23 protein-coding genes and 1 pseudogene are annotated in these 23,739 nt (G+C 64.3%); 15 read left to right on the top strand and 9 right to left on the bottom strand.

Annotated features, from left to right (window positions below; translation table 11 throughout):
* On the bottom strand, positions 1–3,423 hold a 3,423-nt coding region (locus tag AC1P6P_RS13830; protein WP_481403032.1), incomplete at its 3' end, for a hypothetical protein.
* 247 nt (positions 3,424–3,670) lie between these two features.
* Here AC1P6P_RS13830 and AC1P6P_RS13835 point away from each other — a divergent pair.
* Positions 3,671–4,948, top strand: a complete 1,278-nt coding sequence (locus tag AC1P6P_RS13835) for a pentapeptide repeat-containing protein (RefSeq protein WP_481403033.1) — start codon at positions 3,671–3,673, stop codon at positions 4,946–4,948.
* Between the two features lie 59 nt (positions 4,949–5,007).
* Here AC1P6P_RS13835 and AC1P6P_RS13840 read toward each other — a convergent pair whose 3' ends face one another.
* The 3 genes from AC1P6P_RS13840 to AC1P6P_RS13850 form a co-directional block, all read right to left on the bottom strand.
* A complete protein-coding gene (locus AC1P6P_RS13840; RefSeq protein WP_481403034.1) occupies positions 5,008–5,940 on the bottom strand; it encodes an alpha/beta hydrolase in 933 nt (310 codons plus the stop codon).
* A 115-nt stretch (positions 5,941–6,055) separates the two neighbouring features.
* Entirely contained in the window at positions 6,056–6,505 is a 450-nt protein-coding gene (locus tag AC1P6P_RS13845) for an Hsp20 family protein (protein WP_481403035.1), read from the bottom strand.
* A 171-nt stretch (positions 6,506–6,676) separates the two neighbouring features.
* Complete coding sequence (locus AC1P6P_RS13850) at positions 6,677–7,039, bottom strand: hypothetical protein (protein WP_481403036.1); 363 nt, start codon at positions 7,037–7,039, stop codon at positions 6,677–6,679.
* 99 nt (positions 7,040–7,138) lie between these two features.
* Between AC1P6P_RS13850 and AC1P6P_RS13855 the strand changes: the two genes are divergently transcribed.
* Positions 7,139–7,459, top strand: a complete 321-nt coding sequence (locus AC1P6P_RS13855; protein ID WP_481403037.1) for an SCP2 sterol-binding domain-containing protein — start codon at positions 7,139–7,141, stop codon at positions 7,457–7,459.
* 61 nt (positions 7,460–7,520) lie between these two features.
* The gene (locus AC1P6P_RS13860) at positions 7,521–8,423 is read left to right on the top strand and encodes an alpha/beta fold hydrolase (RefSeq protein ID WP_481403038.1); all 903 of its coding nucleotides are present in this window, start codon (positions 7,521–7,523) and stop codon (positions 8,421–8,423) included.
* An 84-nt stretch (positions 8,424–8,507) separates the two neighbouring features.
* On the opposite strand, the gene AC1P6P_RS13865 is transcribed toward AC1P6P_RS13860, so the two are convergent.
* Positions 8,508–9,062: an HD domain-containing protein gene (locus AC1P6P_RS13865; protein WP_481403039.1), complete on the bottom strand. Its 555-nt coding sequence runs from the start codon at positions 9,060–9,062 to the stop codon at positions 8,508–8,510.
* A 56-nt stretch (positions 9,063–9,118) separates the two neighbouring features.
* Positions 9,119–9,910, bottom strand: a complete 792-nt coding sequence (gene hisN, locus AC1P6P_RS13870) for a histidinol-phosphatase (protein WP_481403040.1) — start codon at positions 9,908–9,910, stop codon at positions 9,119–9,121.
* Positions 9,911–10,102: 192 nt separating this feature from the next.
* On the opposite strand from hisN, the gene AC1P6P_RS13875 reads away from it, so the two are divergent.
* On the top strand, positions 10,103–10,396 hold the full coding sequence (locus tag AC1P6P_RS13875) for a BrnT family toxin (protein ID WP_481403041.1): 294 nt from the start codon (positions 10,103–10,105) through the stop codon (positions 10,394–10,396).
* Positions 10,380–10,676: a BrnA antitoxin family protein gene (locus AC1P6P_RS13880; RefSeq protein WP_481403042.1), complete on the top strand. Its 297-nt coding sequence runs from the start codon at positions 10,380–10,382 to the stop codon at positions 10,674–10,676. Before AC1P6P_RS13875 ends, AC1P6P_RS13880 begins: the two co-directional genes overlap by 17 nt.
* A 65-nt stretch (positions 10,677–10,741) precedes the next feature.
* On the opposite strand, the gene typA is transcribed toward AC1P6P_RS13880, so the two are convergent.
* Positions 10,742–12,580, bottom strand: coding sequence for a translational GTPase TypA (gene typA, locus AC1P6P_RS13885; RefSeq protein ID WP_481403043.1), 1,839 nt, complete (start codon positions 12,578–12,580; stop codon positions 10,742–10,744).
* 57 nt (positions 12,581–12,637) lie between these two features.
* Complete coding sequence (locus AC1P6P_RS13890) at positions 12,638–13,057, bottom strand: carbonic anhydrase (protein ID WP_481403044.1); 420 nt, start codon at positions 13,055–13,057, stop codon at positions 12,638–12,640.
* Between the two features lie 243 nt (positions 13,058–13,300).
* Between AC1P6P_RS13890 and AC1P6P_RS13895 the strand changes: the two genes are divergently transcribed.
* A complete protein-coding gene (locus AC1P6P_RS13895; RefSeq protein WP_481403045.1) occupies positions 13,301–14,494 on the top strand; it encodes an efflux RND transporter periplasmic adaptor subunit in 1,194 nt (397 codons plus the stop codon).
* Entirely contained in the window at positions 14,491–17,574 is a 3,084-nt protein-coding gene (locus tag AC1P6P_RS13900) for an efflux RND transporter permease subunit (protein ID WP_481403046.1), read from the top strand. The genes AC1P6P_RS13895 and AC1P6P_RS13900 overlap by 4 nt, the downstream gene beginning before the upstream one ends.
* On the opposite strand, the gene AC1P6P_RS13905 is transcribed toward AC1P6P_RS13900, so the two are convergent.
* On the bottom strand, positions 17,575–18,243 hold the full coding sequence (locus tag AC1P6P_RS13905; protein ID WP_481403047.1) for a rhomboid family intramembrane serine protease: 669 nt from the start codon (positions 18,241–18,243) through the stop codon (positions 17,575–17,577). It lies immediately after the preceding gene.
* A 215-nt stretch (positions 18,244–18,458) separates the two neighbouring features.
* On the opposite strand from AC1P6P_RS13905, the gene hfaA reads away from it, so the two are divergent.
* The 8 genes and pseudogenes from hfaA to AC1P6P_RS13945 form a co-directional block, all read left to right on the top strand.
* Positions 18,459–18,872 (top strand): holdfast anchoring protein HfaA, encoded by a 414-nt coding sequence (gene hfaA, locus AC1P6P_RS13910; RefSeq protein WP_481403048.1) that lies wholly within the window; start codon positions 18,459–18,461, stop codon positions 18,870–18,872.
* Complete coding sequence (gene hfaB / locus AC1P6P_RS13915) at positions 18,869–19,870, top strand: holdfast anchoring protein HfaB (RefSeq protein ID WP_481403049.1); 1,002 nt, start codon at positions 18,869–18,871, stop codon at positions 19,868–19,870. Before hfaA ends, hfaB begins: the two co-directional genes overlap by 4 nt.
* Positions 19,827–20,456: a hypothetical protein gene (locus AC1P6P_RS13920; protein ID WP_481403050.1), complete on the top strand. Its 630-nt coding sequence runs from the start codon at positions 19,827–19,829 to the stop codon at positions 20,454–20,456. Before hfaB ends, AC1P6P_RS13920 begins: the two co-directional genes overlap by 44 nt.
* Before the next feature lie 101 nt (positions 20,457–20,557).
* Positions 20,558–21,214 carry an HAD family hydrolase gene (locus AC1P6P_RS13925; protein WP_481403051.1) on the top strand — a complete coding sequence of 219 codons (657 nt, stop codon included), beginning with the start codon at positions 20,558–20,560 and terminating at the stop codon, positions 21,212–21,214.
* Positions 21,215–21,264: 50 nt separating this feature from the next.
* The gene (locus AC1P6P_RS13930) at positions 21,265–22,323 is read left to right on the top strand and encodes a glycoside hydrolase family 5 protein (protein ID WP_481403052.1); all 1,059 of its coding nucleotides are present in this window, start codon (positions 21,265–21,267) and stop codon (positions 22,321–22,323) included.
* A gap of 70 nt (positions 22,324–22,393) precedes the next feature.
* Positions 22,394–22,768, top strand: a complete 375-nt coding sequence (locus tag AC1P6P_RS13935) for a VOC family protein (RefSeq protein WP_481403053.1) — start codon at positions 22,394–22,396, stop codon at positions 22,766–22,768.
* A gap of 67 nt (positions 22,769–22,835) precedes the next feature.
* Positions 22,836–23,234 carry a cupin domain-containing protein gene (locus AC1P6P_RS13940; RefSeq protein WP_481403054.1) on the top strand — a complete coding sequence of 133 codons (399 nt, stop codon included), beginning with the start codon at positions 22,836–22,838 and terminating at the stop codon, positions 23,232–23,234.
* A gap of 99 nt (positions 23,235–23,333) precedes the next feature.
* Positions 23,334–23,739, top strand: a pseudogene (locus AC1P6P_RS13945) (glucose/galactose MFS transporter); the annotation flags it as partial.

The raw sequence follows: 23,739 nt of genomic DNA on the forward strand, positions 1-23,739 counted from the left end.
GTCGTAGCGCGCGTTGAAGCCGACGAACGCCCGCAGCGACTTGGCGTAGTACCGGCCGACCTTGAGATCGAAGCCGTCGCCGACCGTGGTCGTGCTCGGGTTGTGCTCGGTGTAGCCCTCTTCGCGCAGGTACAGGCCGTCGAGGTTGAACTGCGGCATGAAGGTCGCCGCACCGTAGGAGAACATCGCCCCGGTCACGATCGAACCCGAAATCAGCGCACCGGCATGCGTATTGTCGGCCTCGCGCACGTAGTAAGTGTTCGCGGTCGGCATCAGCGCCAGTGTGCGCTTGCCGTCGATGTGGCCGTAGCCGGCATCGATCTTGGTGTCGAGGAACAGGCCCTTGCCGCGCCAATCCGAATAGAGGCTCAAGAGATACCACTGCTGGTTCTCGTGGGCATTGCGCGACAGCTCGTTGACATCGCCGGCATAGAAAGTGACCGCGCCGCCGTACCAGCCGTATTTCGGGCTGCCGCCGTCGAGGCCGACCGACAGACCGAAGCCGTGGTCCTTGAAGCCCGGATTGGTCTTGAAGCCAGTGTTGGCGTCAACCGCGCCGGTGCCCGGGTCCTTGATCATCTGGACGAATTCCTGGCCCCAGACGGTGAAGTCGCCGGTGGTCTTGCCGTACATGCGCAGGGCGCGCTGGCGCGCCGCCACCGGACCGGTCGCCGAGTCGGTGATCGAGATGGCGATGGCGCGGGTGCCGCCGGTGACGCCCGGCGCCATGTCGTTATAGGCTTGGGCCGCTTGCTTGGCATTGTGGATGCCGTTCAGGAACGCTGCGCCGAGTACGTCGTCGACCGCCAGCGCCTGATTGGCCTGCTGGAACAGCGTTGTGGAGCAGGTATTCGTTGCGCTGACGGTGCAGCTATCGATGTGCATCGGGGTGATGGCGACCGACTTGGTGTCGAGGCCGAGTTGGTCCGGTGTCTTGGCGACGACATCGATCAGCAGCGCTGCCTGGGTGCTCGGCAGACTGCTCGGGCGGGTGCAATTGTTGTTGTCGGTGTTGCACATCGTGGCCGACGCAAGCAGGAACGGCCGGGTCGAGTTGCCATAGGTGTCGACGCCCGTGTTGAACTTGTCGATGATGCTCTGGCCGATCGTCATCTGACCGAAGTTCGAAGTCATCAGCACGAACTGATAGTGGTACTTGCCATCAGCCGCCGGCGTCACATTGTTGGGCAGGAAACTCGCATAGGTCACGCCGAGGGTAGCGCCGTTGGCGAAGCTCACCGCATCGGCCGTGATCATGCCGCTGGTCGTGAGCTGGCGATTGACGCCGAGATTGAAGGTCGCGTTTTTGGCAACCGTCACAGTCGTCGCCGTTAACGGCGCCGTGGTATTGAGCAGGTTGAGCGTGCCGCCGGTATCGACATCGACCTGGACGCCGGTATAGGGCGCAAGGGTGATCACCCGGCCGGACAGCACCGAATTCATGCCGATGTGCAGGCGGTCGACGCTGGCCGGATCGGCCGTGTAGCCGTAGGTGACGTTGCCGTTGACGATGGACGCCATCGTGTCCGTACCGACAAGATCGAGGACCTGGTTCTTGCCGCCGCCGAAAATGATGTCGCCGGAGATGGTCGCCGACTTGCTGGCGGTGGCGTAGTTATTGATCGTCGTGCCGATGCTATTGCCGGCCACCTGGATGGCAACCGCAACCTGGGAATCATTGTCCAGCGGCGAGGCCGAACTCGACGTCGAGGCTGCGTATCCGGCGCTGGCCGAAATCGTGCCCGAGTTGACGATCGAGGCAAGCGTGCCCGAATCGTCTTCGATCGCGATCGCCGCCAGCGGGTCAGTGACAGACGAGCTGTAATGCCCCACACCTGCGGCATCCTTCGGATTGCCGCTCAGCGTCGCCGTCGTGGTCGTCGCCGACACCGAGATCGTGCCGGTATTGATCAACGACGGAACACTGGAATTGGCACCGTAAATCCAGATGCCGCGCGCAACGCCGCCGCGCGTGCCGCTGACCGACGCCGAAATCGAACCGCCGCCGGCGGTCGCGCCGGAAATCACCAGCGCCGCCTGATCGCCCGGATCACTGCCGCTGCCCGGTGCGTTCTTCACCGCCGCGTTGGGCAGCAGATTGACATAATCGGCAATAACGAGGCCGTAGGCGTGGACGCCGGCACTGCTGGTGGCGTCATTGGACGTCGCCGCCGTCGCCTGGATGCTGCCGGAGCTGTAGAAGCCACCCGTCAGGATCGTCTCATAGCCCGAGGCGGCGCCGACCAGGAGGATGGCGGTCGAAGGCTTGTTGTAGTTGGTAAACTGGGCCGAAACCGCGCCACGATTGTAGAAGCTGAAACCCGGATCGGCAGCGTCGGAGAAAACGCCGATCGTGATCGGGCCGGTCTGCGTCATGCTCGCGAACGTCGGCGAAATCACGATGGTTGCGGTGCCCGGCGTCACTCCCGAACCGAGGTCGGAACCATGCATCATAACCGAGCCGGCCGTGGCGGAACTCGCCGACGCGCTCGGACCACCAATCGAAATACCGCCACCGATGCTGGAGCCGACTTCAAGGGCTGCTGCGCCTTCGGCGTTGGTCGTCGTGTTGGTCTTGGAATAGTAGTTGTAATTGGTATTGGTGTTGAGGATCGAGGTCTGCAGCGAGCCGTTGATGGCAAGGGCGCCGGTGATGCCCTGCCCGGCGATTGCCATGCCGACCGCACCGTGACCATAGGCGGCCACCGAGCCGGAGGTATCGATGGTGAGGTTGCCGTTGATCTGGCCGTACGACAACACGCCGTACATCCCGGTCGCGGTGTTGGTGGTGGTCTCGGCGGTCGCCGTCACCGCACCCGCCAGCAGCATGTCGCCTTGGAGCACGCCGTAGGCGGTCGTGGTGGTGGTGGACGTGCCGATCTGGATGGCAACGGACTTGTCGCCCGTAACGCTCAAGGTCGAACTGCCGGCCAGCGTCAGCGCGCCCTTGAAGGTGCACACCGCCGAGCAGGTGCTGGAATCAAGGTAGATGCCGAATTTGCTGGAGCCCGAACCGGATGCCGAGGTCGACGAACTGCTGTCGAGAAAAATACCGGTCGCGGACGCGGTGCCGCTGCTGGTGGTCACGAAGGACGTGCCGGTGAAATCCGGGTTGGCGCTCAGATCAACATGGATGGCCGAGGCGCCGTCCTTGTCCTTGGCGATCAGGGTGCCCTGCTGCAGCAACCAGTTGCTGGTGTTGATCGTGATGGCGCCCTGTGCGTTGCCGCTCGAGGTCAGCGTCGAACCACTCTGCAACGTGATGTTGCCGGCAGTGTCGGTGCCGACGTTGCCCGAGATCTTGGCGCCCGTGGTGAGAGGATCGGTCTTGTTGTCGGAGCTCGTGTAGGTGGTGTCGGCCATCGCCGCGCTCGTTAATAGGGCAACGGCGGCGGTGGACAGCATCAAAATGCGCTTGCTCAAGGGCTTACCTCGCATCGTCATGGCTCAAGGACCGGGGCGCCCGCCCCAGGACGTGGAATTGATCGGCATCGTAAAGCGTCGCGATTCCCCAGACCTACCGCGGGCCCGCGAAACTTTACAGAGTTTTGCCCGCGTGACCTAGCGTTGCACGCCGCCAAAGGCAAATTTCCCGTTTTTAATCAGTCGTTAGCGTCTGCCACCAAAAATGGGCTTGAAGAGGGTTAACAGGGTCACGACGACCGCCGCCATGACCGCAAGTCGCACCGCCTTTGCCAAGCTGACCCAGAAGGATGCCGCCGAAGCCGCGGCACGCCACGAAACCCTGTATTCCGGCCGTATCGGCGGCGCCCGGGCGGTGTTCGCCTTCACCGATCTCAGCGGTCTGGACCTCTCCGGCCGCAACCTCGCCGACGCCGATTTCACCGGTGCCATCCTCGAAGAAACCAACCTCTCCAAGTCGCGGCTGGACTCGGCCAGCTTCTTCGGCGCCGACCTGAGGCGCGCGAATCTGACGCAAGCGAGCCTGCGCCGCGCCGACCTCCGGGGGGTGTGCCTGAAGGGGGCCGACCTCACCGGCGCCGACCTGTTCGAGGCCGACCTGCGCGAAGGCACCATCGCCCAGAAGGACCGGCACGGCAATTTGCGGGTGATGCAGCACGATGTCGGTCCGACCGAGCTGCCGTCCGCCAACCTGCAGTTCGCCAACCTCGAACGCGCCCGCATGACCGGCGTCGTCGCCGTTCAGGCCGATTTCACCGACGCCATGATGAAAAGCTGCCGGCTGGTGCGCGCCAATCTGCGCCAGGCCAAGCTTTCCGGCGCCAATCTCGAAAACGCCGATCTGTCCGGCTGCAATCTCGCCGGCGCCAATCTGTCGGGCGCGGTCCTGATCGGCACCCGCATGGAAATGAGCGTGCTCGACGGCGCCGATCTCTCCAACACCCTGACCGCCAAGCATGTCGGCCCCGATCCCGGCAAAATGCCGGTCAATCCCGAAGCCATGCTCGACGCCCACGCCCGCTGGGCCGAAACCAGCGGCCGCGAAGGCGCTCCGGCCGATCTCTCCGGCATGGATTTGAGGCGCATTCCCGGGCTTTCCACCCGCCAGCTCACCGCCCTGTTCGCACCCGGCGCCGTGCTCTATGGGCTCGACCTCGAAGGCGCTTCGCTGCAGGGCTCCAATCTGTCGGGCGCCGATTTGCGCTCGGTGCGGCTGTGCGGTGCCGATCTGCGCGGCGTCAATCTCACCGGGGCGCGGCTGACCCGCTCGGACCTGCGCGATGCCCGGCTGGGGCCGCTGGTGATCGGCAATGACCGCCTGCTCGGCGCCCGGCTCGAAAAGATCGAGGCCCGTTACACCGATTTTCGCGGTGCCGACCTGCGCGGGGCCTCGTTCAAGGGCGCCGACCTCAGCTATGCCAATCTGCGCGACTGCCATTGCCGCGACAACGCCTTCGACGGCGTGATCCTGACCGGCTCCAAGCTGCCGCAGGCGCTGGTTGATGCGCTGATCAAAAAACTCTGAACTTTTTGGGGGTCGCGCGTTCGGACCGAAAACCGGCAGCCACTTTTCCTGAAAGACCTCTATCGCCCTGCCGCCGGCATCGGCTCGATCCGCGGCGCGGTGCGCTGACGGACGAATTGGCCCAGCCGCTGCAGCGACACCCGCGCCTCGGGCACATGGCTGTTGGCCTGAAAGACGTGCTGCATGCCGTCGTAGATTTCCACGCTGACCGGAACCCCGGCCTCGGCCGCCCGATCGCCGAGGCGGCTGGCGTCGTCGCGCAGCATCTCGAGCGAGCCGGCATGGACCATGATCGGCGGGAAATCCTTGAAATTGGCGAATACCGGCGAGGCATAGGCATCGGCCGGCGGCGCCTTTTTCAGATAATGGCGAGCGCTGACGAACAAGAGCTCCCACGACAGTGCGGTATCCTTAGGGGCGTTCTGCAAGACGCTCCAGCCCGACAGCGTCAGGTCGGCCCACGGCGACATGGCGAGCAACCCGGCCGGCATCGGCAGCTTGGCGTGGCGGATGGCCGTCAACACCGAAAACGCCAGGCCCCCGCCGGAACCGGACCCGGCCAGCACGATCGCCCCAGGCGGCATGCCGCGGGCAATCAACTGGCGGTAGGCGTCGAGCCCGTCGCGCACCGCGGCGGGGAACGGAAACTCAGGCGCCAGCCGGTACTGCAGCGAAAACGCCGTCGCCTCGGAGGCGTGCGCCAGCTTGGCAATCAAGGGGCGATGGGTTTCGGGCGAGCCGGAAATGTAGCCGCCGCCGTGGAAATACAGGATCAGCCGCGACGGCTGGCTCAGCTTGGTCTTGACCCATTCGCCCTTGACGGGCCCGAGGCTGACCGGCTCGAACACGCCGTCGCGCGGGGCGGCGCCGAAGCGGTCCGACAGATAGGCATATTGGCGGCGCAGCTCGGCAACGTCGGTCTCGGCTTCCACCGCGTGCGGCTTGGCCATACGCAGGTAGCGATCAAAAAACGAACTCTGCCAGCTGGGCATGTGACGCCATCCGAAAGACACCCACGGTTTACCGCAATCGTCCTGGCAAAAAAAGAAGAGCCGGGGAAAACCCCGGCTCTTCGTTAATCGGTCGGCGGCCTTTCCGGCCGATGCGTTAAGCAGCCTTGCCTTCGATGCTCTTCAGATCAGGGGCGCCGATGGCAATCTTGCGCGGCTTTTTCTCTTCCGGGATCAATCGCTCGAGGTCGACATGCAACAGGCCGTTCTCGAGGCGGGCGGCGCGCACTTCGACGTGCTCGGCAAGCTGGAAGCGGCGCTCGAAGGCGCGGCCGGCGATGCCTTGATAGAGGAAGGCGCGGGTTTCGCCCTCGACGGGCTCCTTCTGGCCGGTCACGGTCAAAACGCCTTCCTTGACCTCAAGCGAGAGGTCCTTCTCGGCGAAGCCGGCCACAGCCAGGGTGATGCGGTAATGGGTTTCGTCGGAGCGCTCGATGTTGTACGGGGGATAGCCGCCGGATTGCTCGGCGTAGCTGTCCATCAGGTCGAACAGGCGGTCAAAGCCGACGGTGGAGCGGAACAGCGGGGAAAAATCGAACGTACGCATGGTTCAAACCTCCTAGAAGCGTTTGCGTTGGCGGCCCTGCCCATGTGGGCCAGGACCATTTTCCTTGCCGCAAGCCTTTCGGCCTCGCGACGCCTATTGAGGTGGGGATCGGTCCGGCGCCTTTCAAGGGGGCCGGCGAATTTCATCGCCAAAATATTTATCGGCGAAATTTCACCAGCCGAACCGGTGCCACAACCCCAGCCCCCAGAGCAGCGCCAGGATGACGTAGTTCAGCACTTCGGTCTGGGCGTGGGTGAGGTCCATCCCAGTCGCCGACTTGATCAGGATGCGCAGCCACGCCCCTTCCTCGATGTTGTCGGGATTGCGCCAGCGCCCGGTGCGGATCAGCGCTTCGAAATTGTTGATGACGCAGGTATTGCGGTTCAGCGGCCAGTGCAGAACCATCACCGGCAGGAAGACGATGTAGAACGTCACGCCGGGCAACGCCCATCCGATCAGGATGTAGATGAGGATGGCGACGTGCAGCGCCAGGAAGGCGGTGCCAATGGCGTCGCGTTCACTCGGTCCTGACATCGGTGCCCCTTGCGGAAACTGAGTCGCACCATGCCTGTTGTGCGCGGCCCTGACAAATGGTCAAATTGAACGAGTTCGGATCGCAACCGGAAGGGCAAAATGGAAGCGCGGGTTGACACCATCATTCGTGAAATGGGCAAGCGGCTCGGCGTCAATTCGGGGCTCGGAGGCTCGTTGAAATTCGATTTTGGCGAACCCGGCAGCGTCTTCATTGACGGCAAATCCGAGCCCAATTCGGTGACCAGCGGCGACGGCAAGGCGGCCGATTGCACCATCACCCTCAGCCTCGACACCTTCGAGAAGCTGATCAGCCGCCAGCTCGATCCCACCAGCGCTTTCATGCAGGGCAAACTACGGGTCGCCGGCGACATGGGTCTCGCCATGAAGCTGTCGCCGATCCTGCAGCGCGCCCAAGGCTGACGACAGCACGGTTGACGTCGCGCCGGGTCAAGGCTCTTCTCCGCCTCTCGCAGGGGGAGCCATGGCGCATTCCAGAATCGATTTTCTCATCACGCGCGACGGCCGGCGCCTGCGCTATGGCGTGTTCGAGCCGGACACCGCGCCGCGCCGGGTTTGCGTGCTGCTCAGCGGCCAGACCGAGTTCTTCGAGAAATACCGCGAGGTCATCGACGAACTGAACCGACGCGGCTTCGCGGTGGCGACCTTCGACTGGCGCGGCCAGGGCGGCAGCGAGCGGGCCCTGGCCGATCCGCTCAAATGCCACGTCGGCAGCTTCGCCGAGTTCGATGCCGATCTGCAGTGTTTCATGGACGAGATCGTCGCCAGGCGGACCCAGACCCCGCCCCTGGTGCTTGCCCATTCGCTCGGCAGCCATCTGGCGCTTCGGGCGCTGCACGATCACCCCGGCCTGTTCCGTGCCGCAATCCTCGTCGCGCCGATGCTCGACATCGCCACCCGCGGCTATCCCGGCTGGCTGACCCGTACCATCACCGCGCTCTACGCCCGCACCGGCAAGGCCAACAGCTTCGCCTGGGGCATGGCCGGGCGCGATCCCTTCCACATCACCTTCGAACGCCAGCTCTGCACCTCGGACACCGCCCGGTTCGAACGCACCCAGGCGTTCCTGCGCGATCACCCGGACCTCAGGCTGGCCGGTCCGACCTGGGGCTGGATCGAAGCCGCCTTCCGCTCGATGGCCGAAACGGGCGCGCCGGGCTACGCCGAAGCAATCCGTACCCCAACGCTGATCATCGGCGCCGGCAAGGACCGCATCGTCAAGACCGAAGCCACCCGCCGCTTCGCCGCCTGCCTGCCCGCCGGGCGCTATGTCGAGTTCGCCGACGCCGAACACGAAATCCTGATGGAGCAGGACGCCATCCGCGCGCGCTTCTGGGCGGAGTTCGACGGTTTCGTGGAGGAGTGATGAGCCCCCTTCGGTCCTTGCGGACCACTTCCCCCACGGTCTACCTGCCGCTGATAAAGCCCTTGGGCCCGCGGGGGCAGAAAATCATTTCCGCAGCATCAACGCGTTGATGGCGCGTTCGAGATTCTTGCGGGCGCGGGTTTCGAGCGGACGGAAATCCGGCGTCTGGTAGATGTAGGCGCGGGCGGCGAAGCCCTTCAAAATCTTCAGCCGTTCGGCGCGATAGGTTGCGTCGTCAACGAAAGCGTATTCGCGGCGAATCTGTTCGGCGATCTCGGAGAAGCGCGGCTCGGGCGCGGCGAGGCTCGCCAGATCGACATCGACCAAGAGCCGGGCGCCGGGCTCGCGGGCAAAGGCCCCGGGCTTGGTGGCGAGGATCGCGTCCCTGACCTTGTCGGCGAGCCCCGTTTTGCCGAGCACGACAGCGGCCCAGGCGGCGCTTTTTTCTTCGTTATCGGGGCGCTTCGGATCATAGACCGCATCGTGGAACCACCACGCGATCGGCACCTCCGGCGGCATCACGCGGACGGTCTTCAGATGGCCGAGGCCCTCGGCGATGTGCTGCAGGGTGTGGTAGACGCGCACAGGTTCGCTGTAGCGCGCCGCCAACGCCTCGAACACACCCTCAGGCGGCTTCAATCCGGCCGCAAGAAAAGCGCGCGAAAACTGGTCTCTCAGAAGGAGGGTTGACGCGTTCATCCGTTGAGGAGATTCAGCACTTCGGCGTGAACGCGCATGTCGCCGGCCGCCACCACCCGGCCGCCTTCGGCGCAAGGCCCGCCGGTCCAATCGGTGATCACCCCGCCAGCGCCCTGCACGATCGGGATCAGCGCCTGGATATCCCACGGCTTCAGCCGCGCTTCCACCACCAGATCGACAAACCCCATCGCCAGCAGGCCGTAGGCGTAACAATCGCCACCGAACCGGCTCATCATCGACGCGTCGCAGAGGCGACGGAACAGAACCTGCTCGGCCTCGTCGAAATAGGACCAGGGATGGGTGGTCATCAGCACCGCTTGGGCGAGACTCGGGCAGGCGCGGGTCTGGAGTTTGGTGACACCATCGGGCGCCTGCAGTTCGGCATTATCGGGCGTGCCGATGAAGCGCTCGCGGGTGACCGGCTGATCCATGACGCCGAGAATCGGTGCGCCGTTTTCGTTGAGCGCGATCAGCGTGCCCCATTGGGTCTGGCCGGTGATGAAGGCGCGGGTGCCGTCGACCGGATCGATCACCCAGACGCGGCCGGTGGTGCCGGCTTTTTCCGGGAACTCTTCACCGAGGATGCCGTCCGCCGGCTTTTCGGCGTTGAGAATGGTGCGGATCGCTTCCTCGCCGCCCTTGTCGGCTGCCGTCACCGGATCGAACATCTCGCCCTTCGCCGCGCCCTTGTCGACGACCTCGATGCGGCGGCGGAAATAGGGCCGGATCACCGCACCAGCCGCGTCGGCGAGGCGGTTGATGAGGGCGATATCTTCCTTGGCGGCCATGGTTCGCAGTCCTTTGCTGGCCAGGGATATAGGCCAGCCCGGAGGCGGGCGGAAGCGGGCGATTTCGCCATTTCAGTCCGCGACCCTTGACAAATGTACCTACAAAATGTACGTACACTTTGCCATTACATGTGAGTTGACCCTTGCCTCCCGGGTGGGTTGTGAACATCATCCGGCCGGGGGCTGAATCGCATGAGTACGAAGGTCCGTTTCGAATTTGATCCGCGGAAATCGGCGTCAAATAAGCGCAAACACGGAATTGAATTTCCGGCTGTTATTCCCGTTTTCGCCGACCCGCATAAGAAGCTCGAGATAGAGGGATACGACCATGGAGAAATTCGATGGCGGACAATCGGAGAAATTGACCGGGTCGTCTTCATCGTCTCGCACACGATCCGCGAAGAAGACGAAATCGAAATCATCCGTATCATCTCGGCGCGGCCAGCTGGTCGTCGTGAACGTCGAGAATATGAAGAAGCTCCCTAAGCTTACGGATGATCAGAAACGGCAGATCGAGGCCCTGCGCGACCTGCCGGACGATCAGATCGATTTCAGCGATATTCCGGAAATGACCGAGCACAATGGCCCGGTCTACATCGGCCTGATGTACCGCCCCGGCAAGACCAGCGTCACCATCCGGCTCGATTCCGACATGGTCGAGTGGTTCAAGAAGCAAGGCAAAGGCTGGCAGACCAAGATGAACTGGGCGCTGCGGCTCTATTTCGCCAGCCATCGCAAGAAGGGCGCGATCGTCGGCGAGCCCTAGCCCTGGCGCATTCAAACCGCCCAAGAAAAAACCGCGGCGAGGAAGCCCCGCCGCGGTTTGGTTGATCAGCCCGCGTCCTGCTCGGCGCGCTGTTGGCGCTTTCTCTCGTTGGGATCGCGTTCGCGCTTCCTGAGGCGGATCGATTGCGGCGTCACTTCCACCAGCTCGTCGTCCTCGATGTAGGCGATCGCCTGCTCCAGCGTCATCGGCACGATCGGAGTGAGGCGCACGGCCTCGTCCTTCGACGTGGTGCGGATGTTGGTGAGCTGCTTGGCCTTGAGCGGATTGACGACAAGATCGTTGTCCTTGGCGTGCTGGCCGACGATCATGCCTTCGTAGATCTTCGTCCCCGGCACGACGAACAGCTTGCCGCGCTCTTCCAGGTACCACAGGGCATACGGCACCGCCGTGCCCAGGCCATTGGAGATCAGCACGCCATTGAGCCGCCCGGCGACCGCGCCCTTGTAAGGGGCATAGCTGTGGAACATGCGGTTCATCACGCCGGTGCCGCGGGTGTCGGTGAGGAATTCGCCGTGATAGCCGATCAGGCCGCGCGACGGCGCCAGGAACACCAGCCGCGTCTTGCCGGCGCCGGTCGGGCGCATGTCGGTCATCTCGCCCTTGCGGTTGGAAATCTTCTCGATGACGATGCCGGTGAAGGGATCATCGACGTCGATGGAGACTTCCTCGATCGGCTCGAGGCGGTCGCCGGTGGCGGGATCGCTCTGATAGATCACCCGCGGCCGCGAGATCGACATCTCGAAGCCCTCGCGCCGCATGGTTTCCACCAGGACGCCGAGCTGCAATTCGCCGCGGCCTGCCACTTCATAGGCACCTTCGCCGGTCTCGCTGACGCGGATGGCGACATTGCCTTCGGCTTCGCGCAGGAGGCGATCGCGAATGACGCGGCTCTGCACCTTGTCGCCTTCGCGTCCCGCATAAGGCGAGTCGTTGACCGAGATGGTCATCGCCAGGGTCGGCGGATCGATCGGGTTGGCATGGATCGGCGTTTCGACCGCAACGTCGCACAGGGTGTCGGCGACGGTGGCGTCCTGCAGGCCGGCGATCGCAATGATGTCGCCCGCTTCGGCCCGCTCCACGGGAACGCGCGCCAGCCCGCGGAAGGCGAGCAGCTTGGTCGCACGCGCCCGTTCGACAACGGAACCGTCACGATTCAGCGCTTTGATCTGCCGGTTGACCGTGATGGCGCCGGATTCGATCCGTCCGGTCAGCACGCGACCGAGGTAGGGGTCGGCTTCCAATGTTGTCACCAGCATGGTGAACGGGAACTCGTCACCCGCTTTTTCGAGCGGTTTCGGCTTGGGAACGTCTGCGACAATTCTGGCAAACAGAGGCGACAAGTCCTTGCGCACATCGTTGTCGAGATCGGCCACCGCCCAACCCTGGCGGCCGGACGCGTAGAGAACATGGAAATCGAGTTGATAATCGTTGGCTTCCAAAGCCAGGAAAAGATCGAAGATCGATTCCAGCGTTTCGGCCGGCTGAGCGTCCTGACGGTCGATCTTGTTGACCACCACGATCGGCTTGAGCCCGAGCTTCAAGGCCTTCGACAGCACGAATTTGGTCTGCGGCATCACGGATTCAGCCGCATCGACCAGCAAAACCACGCCGTCGACCATCGACAGGATACGCTCCACCTCACCGCCGAAATCGGCGTGACCGGGCGTGTCGACGATGTTGATGCGGGTGTCGCCCCACTCGACGCTGGTACACTTCGCCAAGATCGTGATGCCGCGTTCGCGTTCCAGATCGTTGGAGTCGAGCGCGCGCTCTTCCATGTGCTGGTTCTCGCGAACCGAGCCGGACTGCTTCAGCAACTGGTCGACCAGCGTCGTCTTGCCGTGGTCGACATGCGCAATGATTGCGATATTTCGGATGTTCATGCGGGGCGGCTTATAGCGGCGCCTTGCGTCATCGGCAACCGTGCCTGCGTCACGGGCCTAGAATTCGCCGACCGGCTTCAAATCCCACGCCGTATCCGAGTGGTAAACCGCCACCGCCGCCTTGATCGGCCCGCCAAATCCGGTCGCGACCTTGAGCGCCGCGGCGGTCGCCTTGACGTCGGCGTCGTGTTCCCCGTCGGTCACCGGATGGCCGGCACAGCGCTGATGCGCCACAACCACCACCGCGACGGGCGCATGGGCGCCGATCAGGAGCTTGATCTGGGCCACCGCGACCTGCCATTCGGCCTCACGCTCCGGCCGGCAGAGCCCGTCCGGCCCCGGCACACAAATCAAGTCAATCCCGTTTACGTCCAACAGCTTGCAGAGCCGGGCGTTGAGATCAACCTTACGCTGATGCAGCCGCCAGTCGGCGCAGGTCAGCGCGACGGCAAGCTTTTTGTGCGTCTTCCCCCACATCGGTGTCGTCTCCCCCTGGCACCCGAACGCCGCCTTCGCCAGGCGCCGCCCGCTAATTTATCGACGAGCTGCGGCGCCTTGACAACGGGGTGGGCGCGTCAAATTGGCGGCTCGCCAAATCTTGAGCAGCCCGGGACCCGTCCAGGCGTGCTAGGAATTGGTCCCCTTTACGAACCCAGGGCGCAGCGGATCAGCTGCCGCGCCGTTTCCTCCCTGTCCTCCCTTGCCTGCCGGATCTGAGCCATGAACATGAGATATGCCAATACGTTCGAAGGCCATCCGGGACGGATCCGGGACGCTGCCGGCCGCTTCCAACAACTTCCCCGCCGCACCCGCGTGGTCGCCATCGCCGCCGCCGTCGTGGTCGCGGGCGGCCTCGCCTACCTGATTTTCGGCGGCTCCGGCGGCAAGGACCACGCCCGCCCGCCGGCGCTGGTTGTAACCGCCCCGGCAACCGCCAAAGACGTGACGGCCGTCGAACACGCGGTCGGCACGGTCGTCGCCAATGCCACGGTTCAGGTCTCCGCCCAGGTCACCGGCCAACTCGTCCGCGCCGCCTTCCAAGAAGGCCAGATCGTCAAGAAAGGCGACCTGTTGTTCGTCATCGACCCGCGTCCGTTCCAGGCGGCCCTGTCGCAGGCCGAGGCCAACCTCGCCAAGGACGAAGCCCAGCGCGTCAACGCCGTGGCGACCCAGAAGCGCTACGACGCCCTTTACGCACAGAACGCGATCTCGTCGCAGCAAAAGGATTCTGCCGACGCCACCGCCAAATCGGCGATCGCCACCGTGGCCGCCGACGCCGCGATGGTCGCCACTGCCAAGCTCAATCTCGGCTATACCGAAATCCGCGCTCCCGTCGACGGCAAGACCGGCCCGATCCTGATCCAGCCGGGCAATCTCGTCAGCGCCAACGGCACCAGCCCACTGGTCGTGCTCACCCAGATCGAGCCGGTGAAGGTGTCGTTCTTCCTGCCGCAATCCGATCTCGGCGCCATCCAGGCCCGCGCGCGGGCGGGCAAGCTCGCCGCCATCCTCGATCCCAAGGGCGCCAAGCTCACCGCCAGCGTCGATTTCATTTCCAATCAGGTCAGCAACACCAGCGGCACGATCGAGCTGAGGGCCAATTTCGACAACCAGGACCACACCCTGGTGCCCGGCCAGCAGGTCGATGTCGACGTCACCCTGAACAACCTCACCAACGTCACCGTGGTGCCGCGCGAGGCGGTCAATGAAGGCCCCAACGGGCGCTATGTCTTCGTCGTCAGCGCCGAGATGAAGGCCGAGATGCGGCCGGTGACCGTGCTCTACGACGACGGCAGCACCATCATGGCGGTCAAGGGCGTCAAGCCCGGCGAAAAGGTCATCACCGACGGCCAGCTGCGCGTCATCCCCGGCGCCAAGGTCGCCACCGGCAAGGGGCGCACCAAGACGCCATGAACATTTCAGAACCTTTCATCCTTCGGCCGGTGATGACGACACTGGTCATGGCGGCGATGCTGATTTTCGGCATCTTCGGCTATTCCATGCTGCCGGTCAGCGAACTGCCGAGCGTCGATTTCCCCACCATCGTTGTGTCGGCGAGCCTTCCCGGCGCCGATCCGCAGACCATGGCGACGAGCGTCGCCAGCCCGATCGAGGCGCAGCTGTCGCAGATCGCCGGCATCGACTCGATGTCGTCGTCTTCGACCCTCGGCTCGACCCAGATCACCATCCAGTTCAAGCTCGAACGCAACATCGACGCCGCATCGCAGGACGTCCAGCAGGCGATCAGCGCGGTGCTGCGCAAGATGCCGCCGCAGATGAAAACCCCGCCGACCTTGCGCAAGGTCAATCCGGCGGACGCCCCGATCATCTTCCTCGCCATGAGTTCGTCGACCCTGCCGATGTCGAAGGTCGACGAATACGCCGAAACCCTGCTGGCGCGGCAGCTTTCGGTGCTCGACGGCGTCGCCCAGGTCAACGTCTTCGGTTCGCAACGCTATGCCGTGCGCGTCCAGGCCGATCCCGCCGCGCTGGCGTCGCGCCAGATCGGCATCAACACCCTGGCTTCGACGCTCGATGCGGTGAACCCCAATCTCGCCACCGGCTCGCTCAACGGCGATACCCGCACCGCTGTGATCGACGTCAACGGCCAGCTGATGAACGCGGCCGCCTATTCCAAGCAGATTGTCGCCTATCGCAATGGCGCCCCGGTGCGCCTGTCCGACGTTGCCGCGGTGTCCGACAGCGTCGAGAATGTCCGCACCGCCAGCTGGTTCAACGGCCACCGCTCGATCGTGCTCGCGGTGCTGCGCCAGCCCGGTTCGAACACCATCCAGGTGGTCGACGAAATCAAAAGCGTGCTGCCGCACTTCCTCGAGCAGCTGCCGGCCTCGGTGCGCCTCGACGTGGTGCACGACCGCTCGGACTCGATCCGCGACTCCGTCAACGACGTGCAGATGACGCTGATCATCGCCGCGATCCTGGTAGTGGCCGTGATCTTCGTGTTCCTGCGAACCCTGTCGGCCACCTTCATTCCCTCGCTGGCGCTGCCGATCGCGGTGATCGGCACCTTCGCCGGCATGAGCTTCCTCGGCTACAGCCTCGACAATCTGTCGCTGATGGCGCTGACGCTGTCGGTCGGCTTCGTGGTCGATGACGCCATCGTCATGCTCGAAAACATCGTGCGCCACATCGAGGCGGGCGAGACCCCGTTCGACGCAGCCCTTCGAGGCGCCAAGGAAATCGCCTTCACCATCCTGTCGATGACGGTGTCGCTGGCGGCGGTGTTCATTCCCGTGCTGTTCATGGGCGGCATCGTCGGCCGGCTGTTGCACGAGTTTGCCGTCACCATCGTGCTCGCCATCGTCATTTCCGGCATCGTCTCGATCACCCTGACGCCGATGCTGTGCTCGCGCTTCCTCAAGAACCAGCACGAGCATAATCCCAGCGCGTTCCTGAGGTGGAGCGAGCGCTCCTTCCAGGCGCTGCAGAGCGGTTATGAGCGCAGCCTCACCTGGGCGATCCATCACGGCCGCATCATCTTCTTCGTGTTCCTCGCCAGCCTCGGCGCCACCGTACTGCTGTTCTGGACCATGCCGTCGGACTTCATTCCCTCGGCCGACATCGGCATGATCACCGCCAACACCGAGGCGGCGAACGGCACCGGCTATCCGCAGATGGTCAAATATCAGGCGAAGATTGCCGCCATCGCCACCGCCGAACCGGGCGTGTCCGGGGTCATGACGTCGGTCAACAACTCGAACCAGGGCCGTCTCGTCCTGCACCTCACCGACCGCGACAAGCGTTCCAAGTCGGCCGACGAGATCATCCAGGACCTGCGCAAGAAGTTCGCCGGCGTCGTCGGCATCAACGCCTTCCCGCAGAATCCGCCGTCGCTGCGTATCGGCGGCATGCAGACCAATTCGCAATACCAATATTCGCTGCAGGACCTCGACATGAACGAGCTGCAGGACGTCACCCAGAAGCTGACCGCGGAACTGCGGACCAATCCGACCTTCCAGGACGTCGACAACGATCTGCGCCTGACCACCCCGACCGTGGCCGTCGATATCGATCGCGACCGCGCCGCCTCGCTGAGCGTGCTGCCGCAGGAAATCGAAAATGCGCTCGGCGCGGCGTTCGGCGGCCAGCAGATGTCGCAGATCTACACCAGCGCCGACCAGTACCAGGTCATTCTCGAACTTCTGCCGCAATACCAGACCGATCCCTCGGCGCTGTCGCGGCTGTATGTGGCATCGACCTCCGGCAATCTGGTGCCGCTGTCGGCGGTGACCAAGGTCGGGCATTCGACCACCCCGTTGTCGGTCAACCACGTCGGCCAGCTGCCGTCGGCGACGATCTCGTTCAATCTGGCGCCCGGCGCCGCCCTGTCGGACGCGGTGGCGGCCATCGGCAAGGCCAAGCGCGAGCTCAGCGTTCCCGACACCGTCCAGACCAGTTTCCAGGGCACGGCGGCGGCGTTCCAGAGCTCGATGAGCAACGTCGCGCTGCTGCTGGTGATCGCCATCATCGTCGTCTACATCGTGCTCGGCATTCTCTACGAGAGCTTCGTCCACCCGCTGACCATCCTCTCCGGCCTGCCGTCGGCGGCGGTGGGGGCGCTGTTGACCCTGCTCATCTTCGGCGTGCCGCTCAGCCTCTACGCCTTCGTCGGCATGATCATGCTGATCGGCATCGTCAAGAAGAACGCCATCATGATGATCGACTTCGCCCTGACGCGGCAGCGCGGCGAGGGTGTCGATGCGGCGACCGCAATCTATGAGGCGGCGACGGTCCGCTTCCGCCCGATCATGATGACGACAATGGCGGCCCTGATGGGCACGCTGCCGATCGCGATCGGCCTCGGCGCCGGCTCGGAAACGCGCCGTCCCTTGGGCCTCGCCGTGGTCGGCGGCCTGATGCTGTCGCAGCTGTTGACGCTCTACATCACACCGGTGATCTACATTTACATGGACCGGCTGGGCGAGCGATTTTCGCACCGCGATGCCGCCGCCGCGCCTCATCCGGCGGAATAGTTACTCCGCCGGCCGCGGGCGGTCGAACAGGCCAATAGCGAAAAGGCCGAACAGGTAGCCGCCCATATGCGCCTGCCAGGCGATCTGGCCGGTGCCGGCGCCGAAGCCGATCAGTCCGAAGATCAAATTGGTCGCCAGCCACAGGCCGCTGAAGATCAGGATCGGGCGCGAGAATACCGGCACCAGGCGGACGCCGGCCGGCGCCCCCGGCCAGCGCATCATGCGGAAGCTCGCCGCCATCAGGCCGGAAATCCCGCCCGAGGCCCCGATCATGCCGTCGGCCGTGCCCCAGGTCAGCGCCAGTTCCATCAGCGCCCCGGCGACACCTGCCGCCAGGAAGAACACCAGGAACAGCCCGCCGCCGAGCCGGCGCGCCACCACCGGTCCAAACGCCAGCAGCCAGGCGCAATTGACGATCAGATGGAAAAAGCCGCCATGCAGGAACATGTGGCTGACCAGCGGCAGCACCAGCTCGAGCGGCGGCACGCTGTGGATGTACTCGGCGGTATAGCGCGCTGGAATGAAGACATAGGGGACCAGTAGCTCGTCCGGCACCGGAATGAAGGTCACGGCGAGGTGGATGGCGATCAGGAGGGCGATCAGCCAGAGCACGCTTTTCGGGGCATGCAGGAACGGTTCGCGCGGCGGCTGGGACGGGAGGAATGCCATCGGTTCTCTCGGTAGTGTGCGTCTCATATAGGGACGGCGTGCCCGTTCGTGAAGGCACGACCGCCGCCAGGGCGGCGCTGAAGGCCCGGCGGCCGCGCCAGCGTACCACTGTGGGACGAAATCGCCCCGGGTCCCGGCGCCGCGGATGGCACGGGCGTTGCTCCAGGACGGGCGACACCTTTGGACGTCAGCCGATGCCGCTCCGTTTCAGGCTCATGCTTCTCGCGACCGTCGCCGTGACGGGCGGTGCCTTTGCGGCCGACTACAACAACGCCGCCAGCTACAACAGCGGGTACGGCATGACGGCCGGCCAGGAAAACCAGGCGGTCAATCCGAGCTTGCGCGACCAGAATGGTAATCTGACCCTCGTCAACGGCCAGTTCACCTCCTCGAGCTTCTCCAAGCAGACCGGCGTACAGGCGATGGGCACCATCAGTTCCGGCACGCTGTCCGCACTTGGCACCTCGCAGGCCGGCGTCGGCACCACTTATGGCACGGCAACTGCAATAGGCAATTCGCTCAACGTGGTCACGGTCGGCAACAACAACACCGTCGTGGTCAATTCGAGCCAGATCAACAACGGCAACCAGAGTGCCAACGTCAGCATCAATGGGAGTTCCGGCAAATGACGGCCCGCGGTCGCAAAAACCTCTTCCGGACCTTGGCGTTGGCCTCGGCGGCCGTCGCGCTGGCGGGCTGCGTCAGCCCCGTTCCGCTGGCCAATGGCACCTATACCGCGCCGATCGGCGGTGCCCCGGTGATCAGCAATGAAACGGCCTATTCGCCGGCGCTGCGCTGCCTGTCCCGATATACGGCACAGCGCCCCTTGCGTATCGCGGTGGGACAGATCGCCGACTACACCGGCAAGGCCGAAAGCGACAACTCGGGCCGCAAGATCACCCAGGGCGCGGCCCTGATGGCGATGAGCGCCCTGTCCAAAGCCGGCGTGCCGATGGTCGAGCGCTTCGACACCTCGGTCGCCGAGATGGAACTGAAGTATTCCAACAACAAGCTGATCGGCGACGACCATCAGAGCCTTGACCACCAGGCAGGCGATTATCGCCGCATCATGGCCGGCTCGATCCCGGGTTCGAACTACTACATCGTCGGCGGCATCACCGAGCTGAACTTCAACATCCATTCGATCGGCGCCAGCGGCGACGGCGGTGGGGTTGCCACCAATGCGCTCAAGGGCACGATCGGCGGTTCGCTTTATGTCATGAACATCGGCATCGACCTGCGTCTGGTCGACACCAACACGCTCGAAGTCGTCGACGTCATCAGCTACCAGAAGCAGATCATCGGCCGCCAGATTTCCGCCGGCGTGTTCGACTTCCTCGGCCAGAACTTTTTCGACGCCTCGGTCGGCGAAAGCGCGCTCGAGCCGATCCAGCTCGCCGTGCGCACCACCATCGAACGCGCCGTGCTCGAAATGACGAGCCGGCTCTACCACGCCCCGCAGGCGGCCTGCGGCGGCACCGTCGCATCCGATCCGCTCAACGACGGCCGCACCGTCGCTTCCAATCAGGAGAATCACAATGACAGGTCTCGCCAGGAGCCTTATCGCTGGCTCGGCAATTCTGATGGCGCTGCTGAGCCCGGCCTGCGCGGAGGACTCCAGCAATAAGCCGGCGAGCGGCAGCCAGATCCTCAACGGTCAGGTGCAGCTCAACAGCTCGATCTCGACGCTCAACACCACCATCGATCATGTCGGCGGCGACGTCAGCGTCCAGTCGGTGGCAGCGGGCAATGTCGTCGACATCACGACGATGAACGACACCACCGTCGACTCGAGCCAGTACACCAACGCGGCCCAGGTCACCTCCACCGCCAACGCGACGATCAACAACGTCGCCGGCTCGGTCGGCTTCGTCAATCAGGCGGTGTGCAACTCGGCCTCGGTCTCCACCGATCCGGCCCTGACCGCAGTCACCAACTACCAGCAGTGCGCCGGCCAGGACCCGACCGCGACGTCCAACGTCACGCTCGCCAACATCAACGGCTCGGTGTCGATCGCCAACTCGGCCATCGCCAACAATTTCGAAGCCGACAGCAACGCCGGCACGATGCCGATCAACAACAAGCAGATCAACACCTCCACCACGGTTTCCTCCACCACGGCCAACGTGTCCAACGTCGCCGGCACCGTGTCGGTATCGTCCACCGCGGTCGGCAACAACGCCCAGATCGTCCACTATTCCACCACGCCGTAAGGGTTCACAGACGCGGCACCGTCCGGGGGCTGTCGAGAGCCGCGCGAAAGAGGGAGGGCCACCGGTCTTCCCTCTTTTTCTGTTTCTGCTATTCAAGGCCCATGCTCAGCACCATCCTGTGGGACCATGACGGCGTCCTGGTTAACACCGAGCCGCTCTATTTCCGCGCCACCGCCGACGTTCTGCGCCAAACCGGCGTAACCCTGACGCTGGCCCAGTACCAGCAATTCCATCTCGTCGAGTCGCGTGGGTCCTGGCATCTGGCCGGGCACGTCGACGACCGCGAGATCGCCCGCCTCAGGGCCGAACGCAATGCGCGCTACACCGAACTGGTGACCACCGGCGATGTCCTGATGCCGGGGGCGATCGATCTGCTGAAGCGCCTGAAAGCCCGTTACCGCATGGCGGTGGTGACCTCGAGCCTGAAGGGCCCGTTCGAGGCGATCCATCGCGCCAGCGGGCTCCACGATCTCATCGAATTCGCCCTCACCCGCGAAGACTACCGGGAATCGAAGCCCGATCCCGAACCCTACCTTGCCGCCGTGGCCCGGCTCGGCGTCGCCAAGGAAAGCTGCGTTGTGGTGGAAGACACCCAGCGCGGCCTGATGGCGGCGCGGGCGGCCGGATTGCGCTGCTGGATCATCCAATCCGAAATGGCCGCCGGCTTGTGCTTCGACGGCGCCGAACGCCAGTTCCCATCGCTGGCCGCGGTCGGCGAGGCCCTTCTCGCAGACGTGACGACGGGCACCCTGGACTGAGGCAGCCGACGGCCTAAGCTGGCGCGCCTATTCGGACGAGGGTGTTGCGTATGACTTCGTTTTCGATTCAGCCGAGCCGCCGGGCGGCCCTGTTCGGCCTGATCGGTGTTGCGGCGGCCGCCAATGCCGCGCCCGCCCCCGCTATCAAGCTGCCGCGCTGGCGCGGCTTCAATCTCCTCGAAAAATTCACCAAGGCGATGAACGCGCCCTATCGCGAGCAGGACTTCGATTTCATCGCCGCCTTCGGTTTCAATTACGTACGGTTGCCGCTCGACTATCGCATCTGGACCGACACCGACGGGACCATCCGCGAAGCGCCGCTGAAAGACATCGACGAAGCCATCACCTTCGCCCGCAGTCGCGGCATTCACGTCACCCTGTGCCTGCATCGCGCTCCCGGCTATTGCATCAATCCGCCCAGGGAAGCGCTCGATCTTTGGGGCGACGACGACACCGCCCGCATCGCCTTCGCCGCGCAGTGGAAGATGTTCGCCGAGCGCTATCACGACATTCCGGCCGACGTCCTGTCGTTCAATCTCGTCAACGAACCGCCGTCGACGACGGAAGAGCGCTATCTGCGCGTCGCCAAGGTGGCGGTCGACGCCATCCGGCAAGTGTCGCCCGAACGCCGCATCATTGCCGACGGGCGCAGCGGCGGCGCAACGCCGACACCGCTTCTGGCGCAACTCAAAATCATGCAGGCCGGGCGCGGCTACAGCCCGTTCCAGCTCTCCCATTTCCGCGCCGGTTGGGTAGAGGGCAGCGACAACTGGCCGGTGCCGACATGGCCGCTGCTGCTCGGGAACGACACCATCGATCAGGCACGGCTGTGGCGCGAAAACGTCGAACCCTGGAAACAGCTCGAAGCACAGGGCGTCGGCGTGTTCATCGGCGAATGGGGCGCCTACAACAAGACGCCGCACGCCGTTGCGCTGCAATGGATGCAGGCCTGCCTGGACAACTGGAAAAAGGCCAATCTCGGCTGGGCGCTGTGGAATCTGCGCGGCGACTTCGGGCCGCTCGATTCCCAGCGCAGCGACGTCACCTATCTCGAACACGGCGACCTCAAGGTCGACGTCGAAATGCTCGACCTGCTGCGGCGCTACTAATCCATAAAGATTTTGGGGCTGAAGCCCGCCGCCCGCCCGGCTACGCTTGCCCGATCGAGGGAGGGCGGCCATGAGCCTTGTCGGCAATTTGAGCGTCTGCGCATTTCTGGCGGTGACGGATCGCGATCGTGCCAAGGCGTTTTTCGGCGACGTGCTCGGACTGACGCTGACGTCCGAGGACCCTTATGGCATCGAGTTTGCGCTCGCCGGCGCCCGCCTGCGGCTGACGCCGCTGCCCGACCATCAGCCGCTCCAGCACACCGTACTCGGCTGGAACGTGGCCGACATGCGCGCCACCGTGGAAGCCTTGACGGCGGCCGGCATCCAATTCGAGCGTTACGGGTTCCTCGAACAGGACGATCTCGGCATCTGGCAAAGCGGCAAGGCCAGCGTCGCCTGGTTCAAGGACCCGGACGGCAACGTGCTGTCGATCTCGAGCCTTTGACACCTCGGCTTTGCCGACGGCAATCCCTGGATTATGGTCCCTTCCACCATAGTGCGAGGGCCACTCGATGAAACACGCTTTGTTGGGTTTGCTGATCGCCGTCGCACCGGCTTTCGCCGCGCCGACGGTGACCCACGTCGCCACCACCGACAAGACCATCACCGGCCAGACCATCACGGCGCCCGAGCACCCGACCGTCATCACCACCATCATCACCTTCCAGCCGGGCGACAAGACGATCGTCCATAAGCACCCGTGGCCGCATTACGGCTACATGCTGGAAGGGGTGCTCACCATCACCAACACCGAAACCGGCCAGCACTTCGACCTCCAACCGGGCGACTTCCTGGTCGAGATGCAGAACACGCCCCATTTCGGCGAAAACCGCGGCACGGTGCCGGTCAGGATCCTGATCGTCGATACCGTTCCGGCCGGCGTGGCTTCCAATTCGGTGCCCGCCCCCTGATGGTTAAGCAAGGATTGATGCGAGCCTGTCGCCAGCTATGGTTGCACTTATTGTTAACGATCCCAACGGCATTCTATTCCCGCATTTGAGGCATTTTCCGTGGCTCGCGAACACCGACCGGCACTGATCCTCACGTTCTGCCTCTTCGCCTTGTGGGGCGTCGGGCACCGGCTTTATGACACGCTGGTTCCGGAATTCGCGCAAGGCTTCGCCCTCGATGCCCGCGAGCTGGTGCTGACCCAAAGTGCCTACAGCCTCACCTATTTCCTGATCGCCATTCCCGCCGCCATTTATGCCCGCGCCTTCGGCTCCAAGGCGGCGATCGTGTTCGGGCTCGGCGCCTGGTGCGTCGGCGCCTTCCTGTTTTATCCGGCAGCACTGCAGGGTGCGTTCGGTTTCTTCCTGTTCGCCGCCGTGGTGATGAGCTGCGGCTACCTGTTCCTCGAGATCGGTGCCAATCCGCTGATCGCGCGCATGGGGCCGCCCGAGACCGCAACCCTCAGGC

This window comes from Rhizomicrobium sp. (genome assembly GCF_056722145.1).

Bases quoted from the DNA above. Each gene is read 5' to 3' on its own strand.
- hfaA (WP_481403048.1), top strand. From the start codon at position 18,459: ATGCTTCTCGCGACCGTCGCCGTGACGGGCGGTGCCTTTGCGGCCGAC.
- AC1P6P_RS13920 (WP_481403050.1), top strand. From the start codon at position 19,827: ATGGCGCTGCTGAGCCCGGCCTGCGCGGAGGACTCCAGCAATAAGCCG.
- AC1P6P_RS13890 (WP_481403044.1), bottom strand. From the start codon at position 13,057: ATGTGGGGGAAGACGCACAAAAAGCTTGCCGTCGCGCTGACCTGCGCC.
- AC1P6P_RS13925 (WP_481403051.1), top strand. From the start codon at position 20,558: ATGCTCAGCACCATCCTGTGGGACCATGACGGCGTCCTGGTTAACACC.
- AC1P6P_RS13835 (WP_481403033.1), top strand. From the start codon at position 3,671: ATGACCGCAAGTCGCACCGCCTTTGCCAAGCTGACCCAGAAGGATGCC.
- AC1P6P_RS13845 (WP_481403035.1), bottom strand. From the start codon at position 6,505: ATGCGTACGTTCGATTTTTCCCCGCTGTTCCGCTCCACCGTCGGCTTT.
- AC1P6P_RS13855 (WP_481403037.1), top strand. From the start codon at position 7,139: ATGGAAGCGCGGGTTGACACCATCATTCGTGAAATGGGCAAGCGGCTC.
- AC1P6P_RS13880 (WP_481403042.1), top strand. From the start codon at position 10,380: ATGAAGAAGCTCCCTAAGCTTACGGATGATCAGAAACGGCAGATCGAG.
- AC1P6P_RS13840 (WP_481403034.1), bottom strand. From the start codon at position 5,940: ATGCCCAGCTGGCAGAGTTCGTTTTTTGATCGCTACCTGCGTATGGCC.
- hisN (WP_481403040.1), bottom strand. From the start codon at position 9,910: ATGGCCGCCAAGGAAGATATCGCCCTCATCAACCGCCTCGCCGACGCG.
- hfaB (WP_481403049.1), top strand. From the start codon at position 18,869: ATGACGGCCCGCGGTCGCAAAAACCTCTTCCGGACCTTGGCGTTGGCC.
- AC1P6P_RS13860 (WP_481403038.1), top strand. From the start codon at position 7,521: ATGGCGCATTCCAGAATCGATTTTCTCATCACGCGCGACGGCCGGCGC.
- AC1P6P_RS13850 (WP_481403036.1), bottom strand. From the start codon at position 7,039: ATGTCAGGACCGAGTGAACGCGACGCCATTGGCACCGCCTTCCTGGCG.
- AC1P6P_RS13935 (WP_481403053.1), top strand. From the start codon at position 22,394: ATGAGCCTTGTCGGCAATTTGAGCGTCTGCGCATTTCTGGCGGTGACG.
- AC1P6P_RS13875 (WP_481403041.1), top strand. From the start codon at position 10,103: ATGAGTACGAAGGTCCGTTTCGAATTTGATCCGCGGAAATCGGCGTCA.
- typA (WP_481403043.1), bottom strand. From the start codon at position 12,580: ATGAACATCCGAAATATCGCAATCATTGCGCATGTCGACCACGGCAAG.
- AC1P6P_RS13905 (WP_481403047.1), bottom strand. From the start codon at position 18,243: ATGGCATTCCTCCCGTCCCAGCCGCCGCGCGAACCGTTCCTGCATGCC.
- AC1P6P_RS13895 (WP_481403045.1), top strand. From the start codon at position 13,301: ATGAACATGAGATATGCCAATACGTTCGAAGGCCATCCGGGACGGATC.
- AC1P6P_RS13940 (WP_481403054.1), top strand. From the start codon at position 22,836: ATGAAACACGCTTTGTTGGGTTTGCTGATCGCCGTCGCACCGGCTTTC.
- AC1P6P_RS13900 (WP_481403046.1), top strand. From the start codon at position 14,491: ATGAACATTTCAGAACCTTTCATCCTTCGGCCGGTGATGACGACACTG.
- AC1P6P_RS13930 (WP_481403052.1), top strand. From the start codon at position 21,265: ATGACTTCGTTTTCGATTCAGCCGAGCCGCCGGGCGGCCCTGTTCGGC.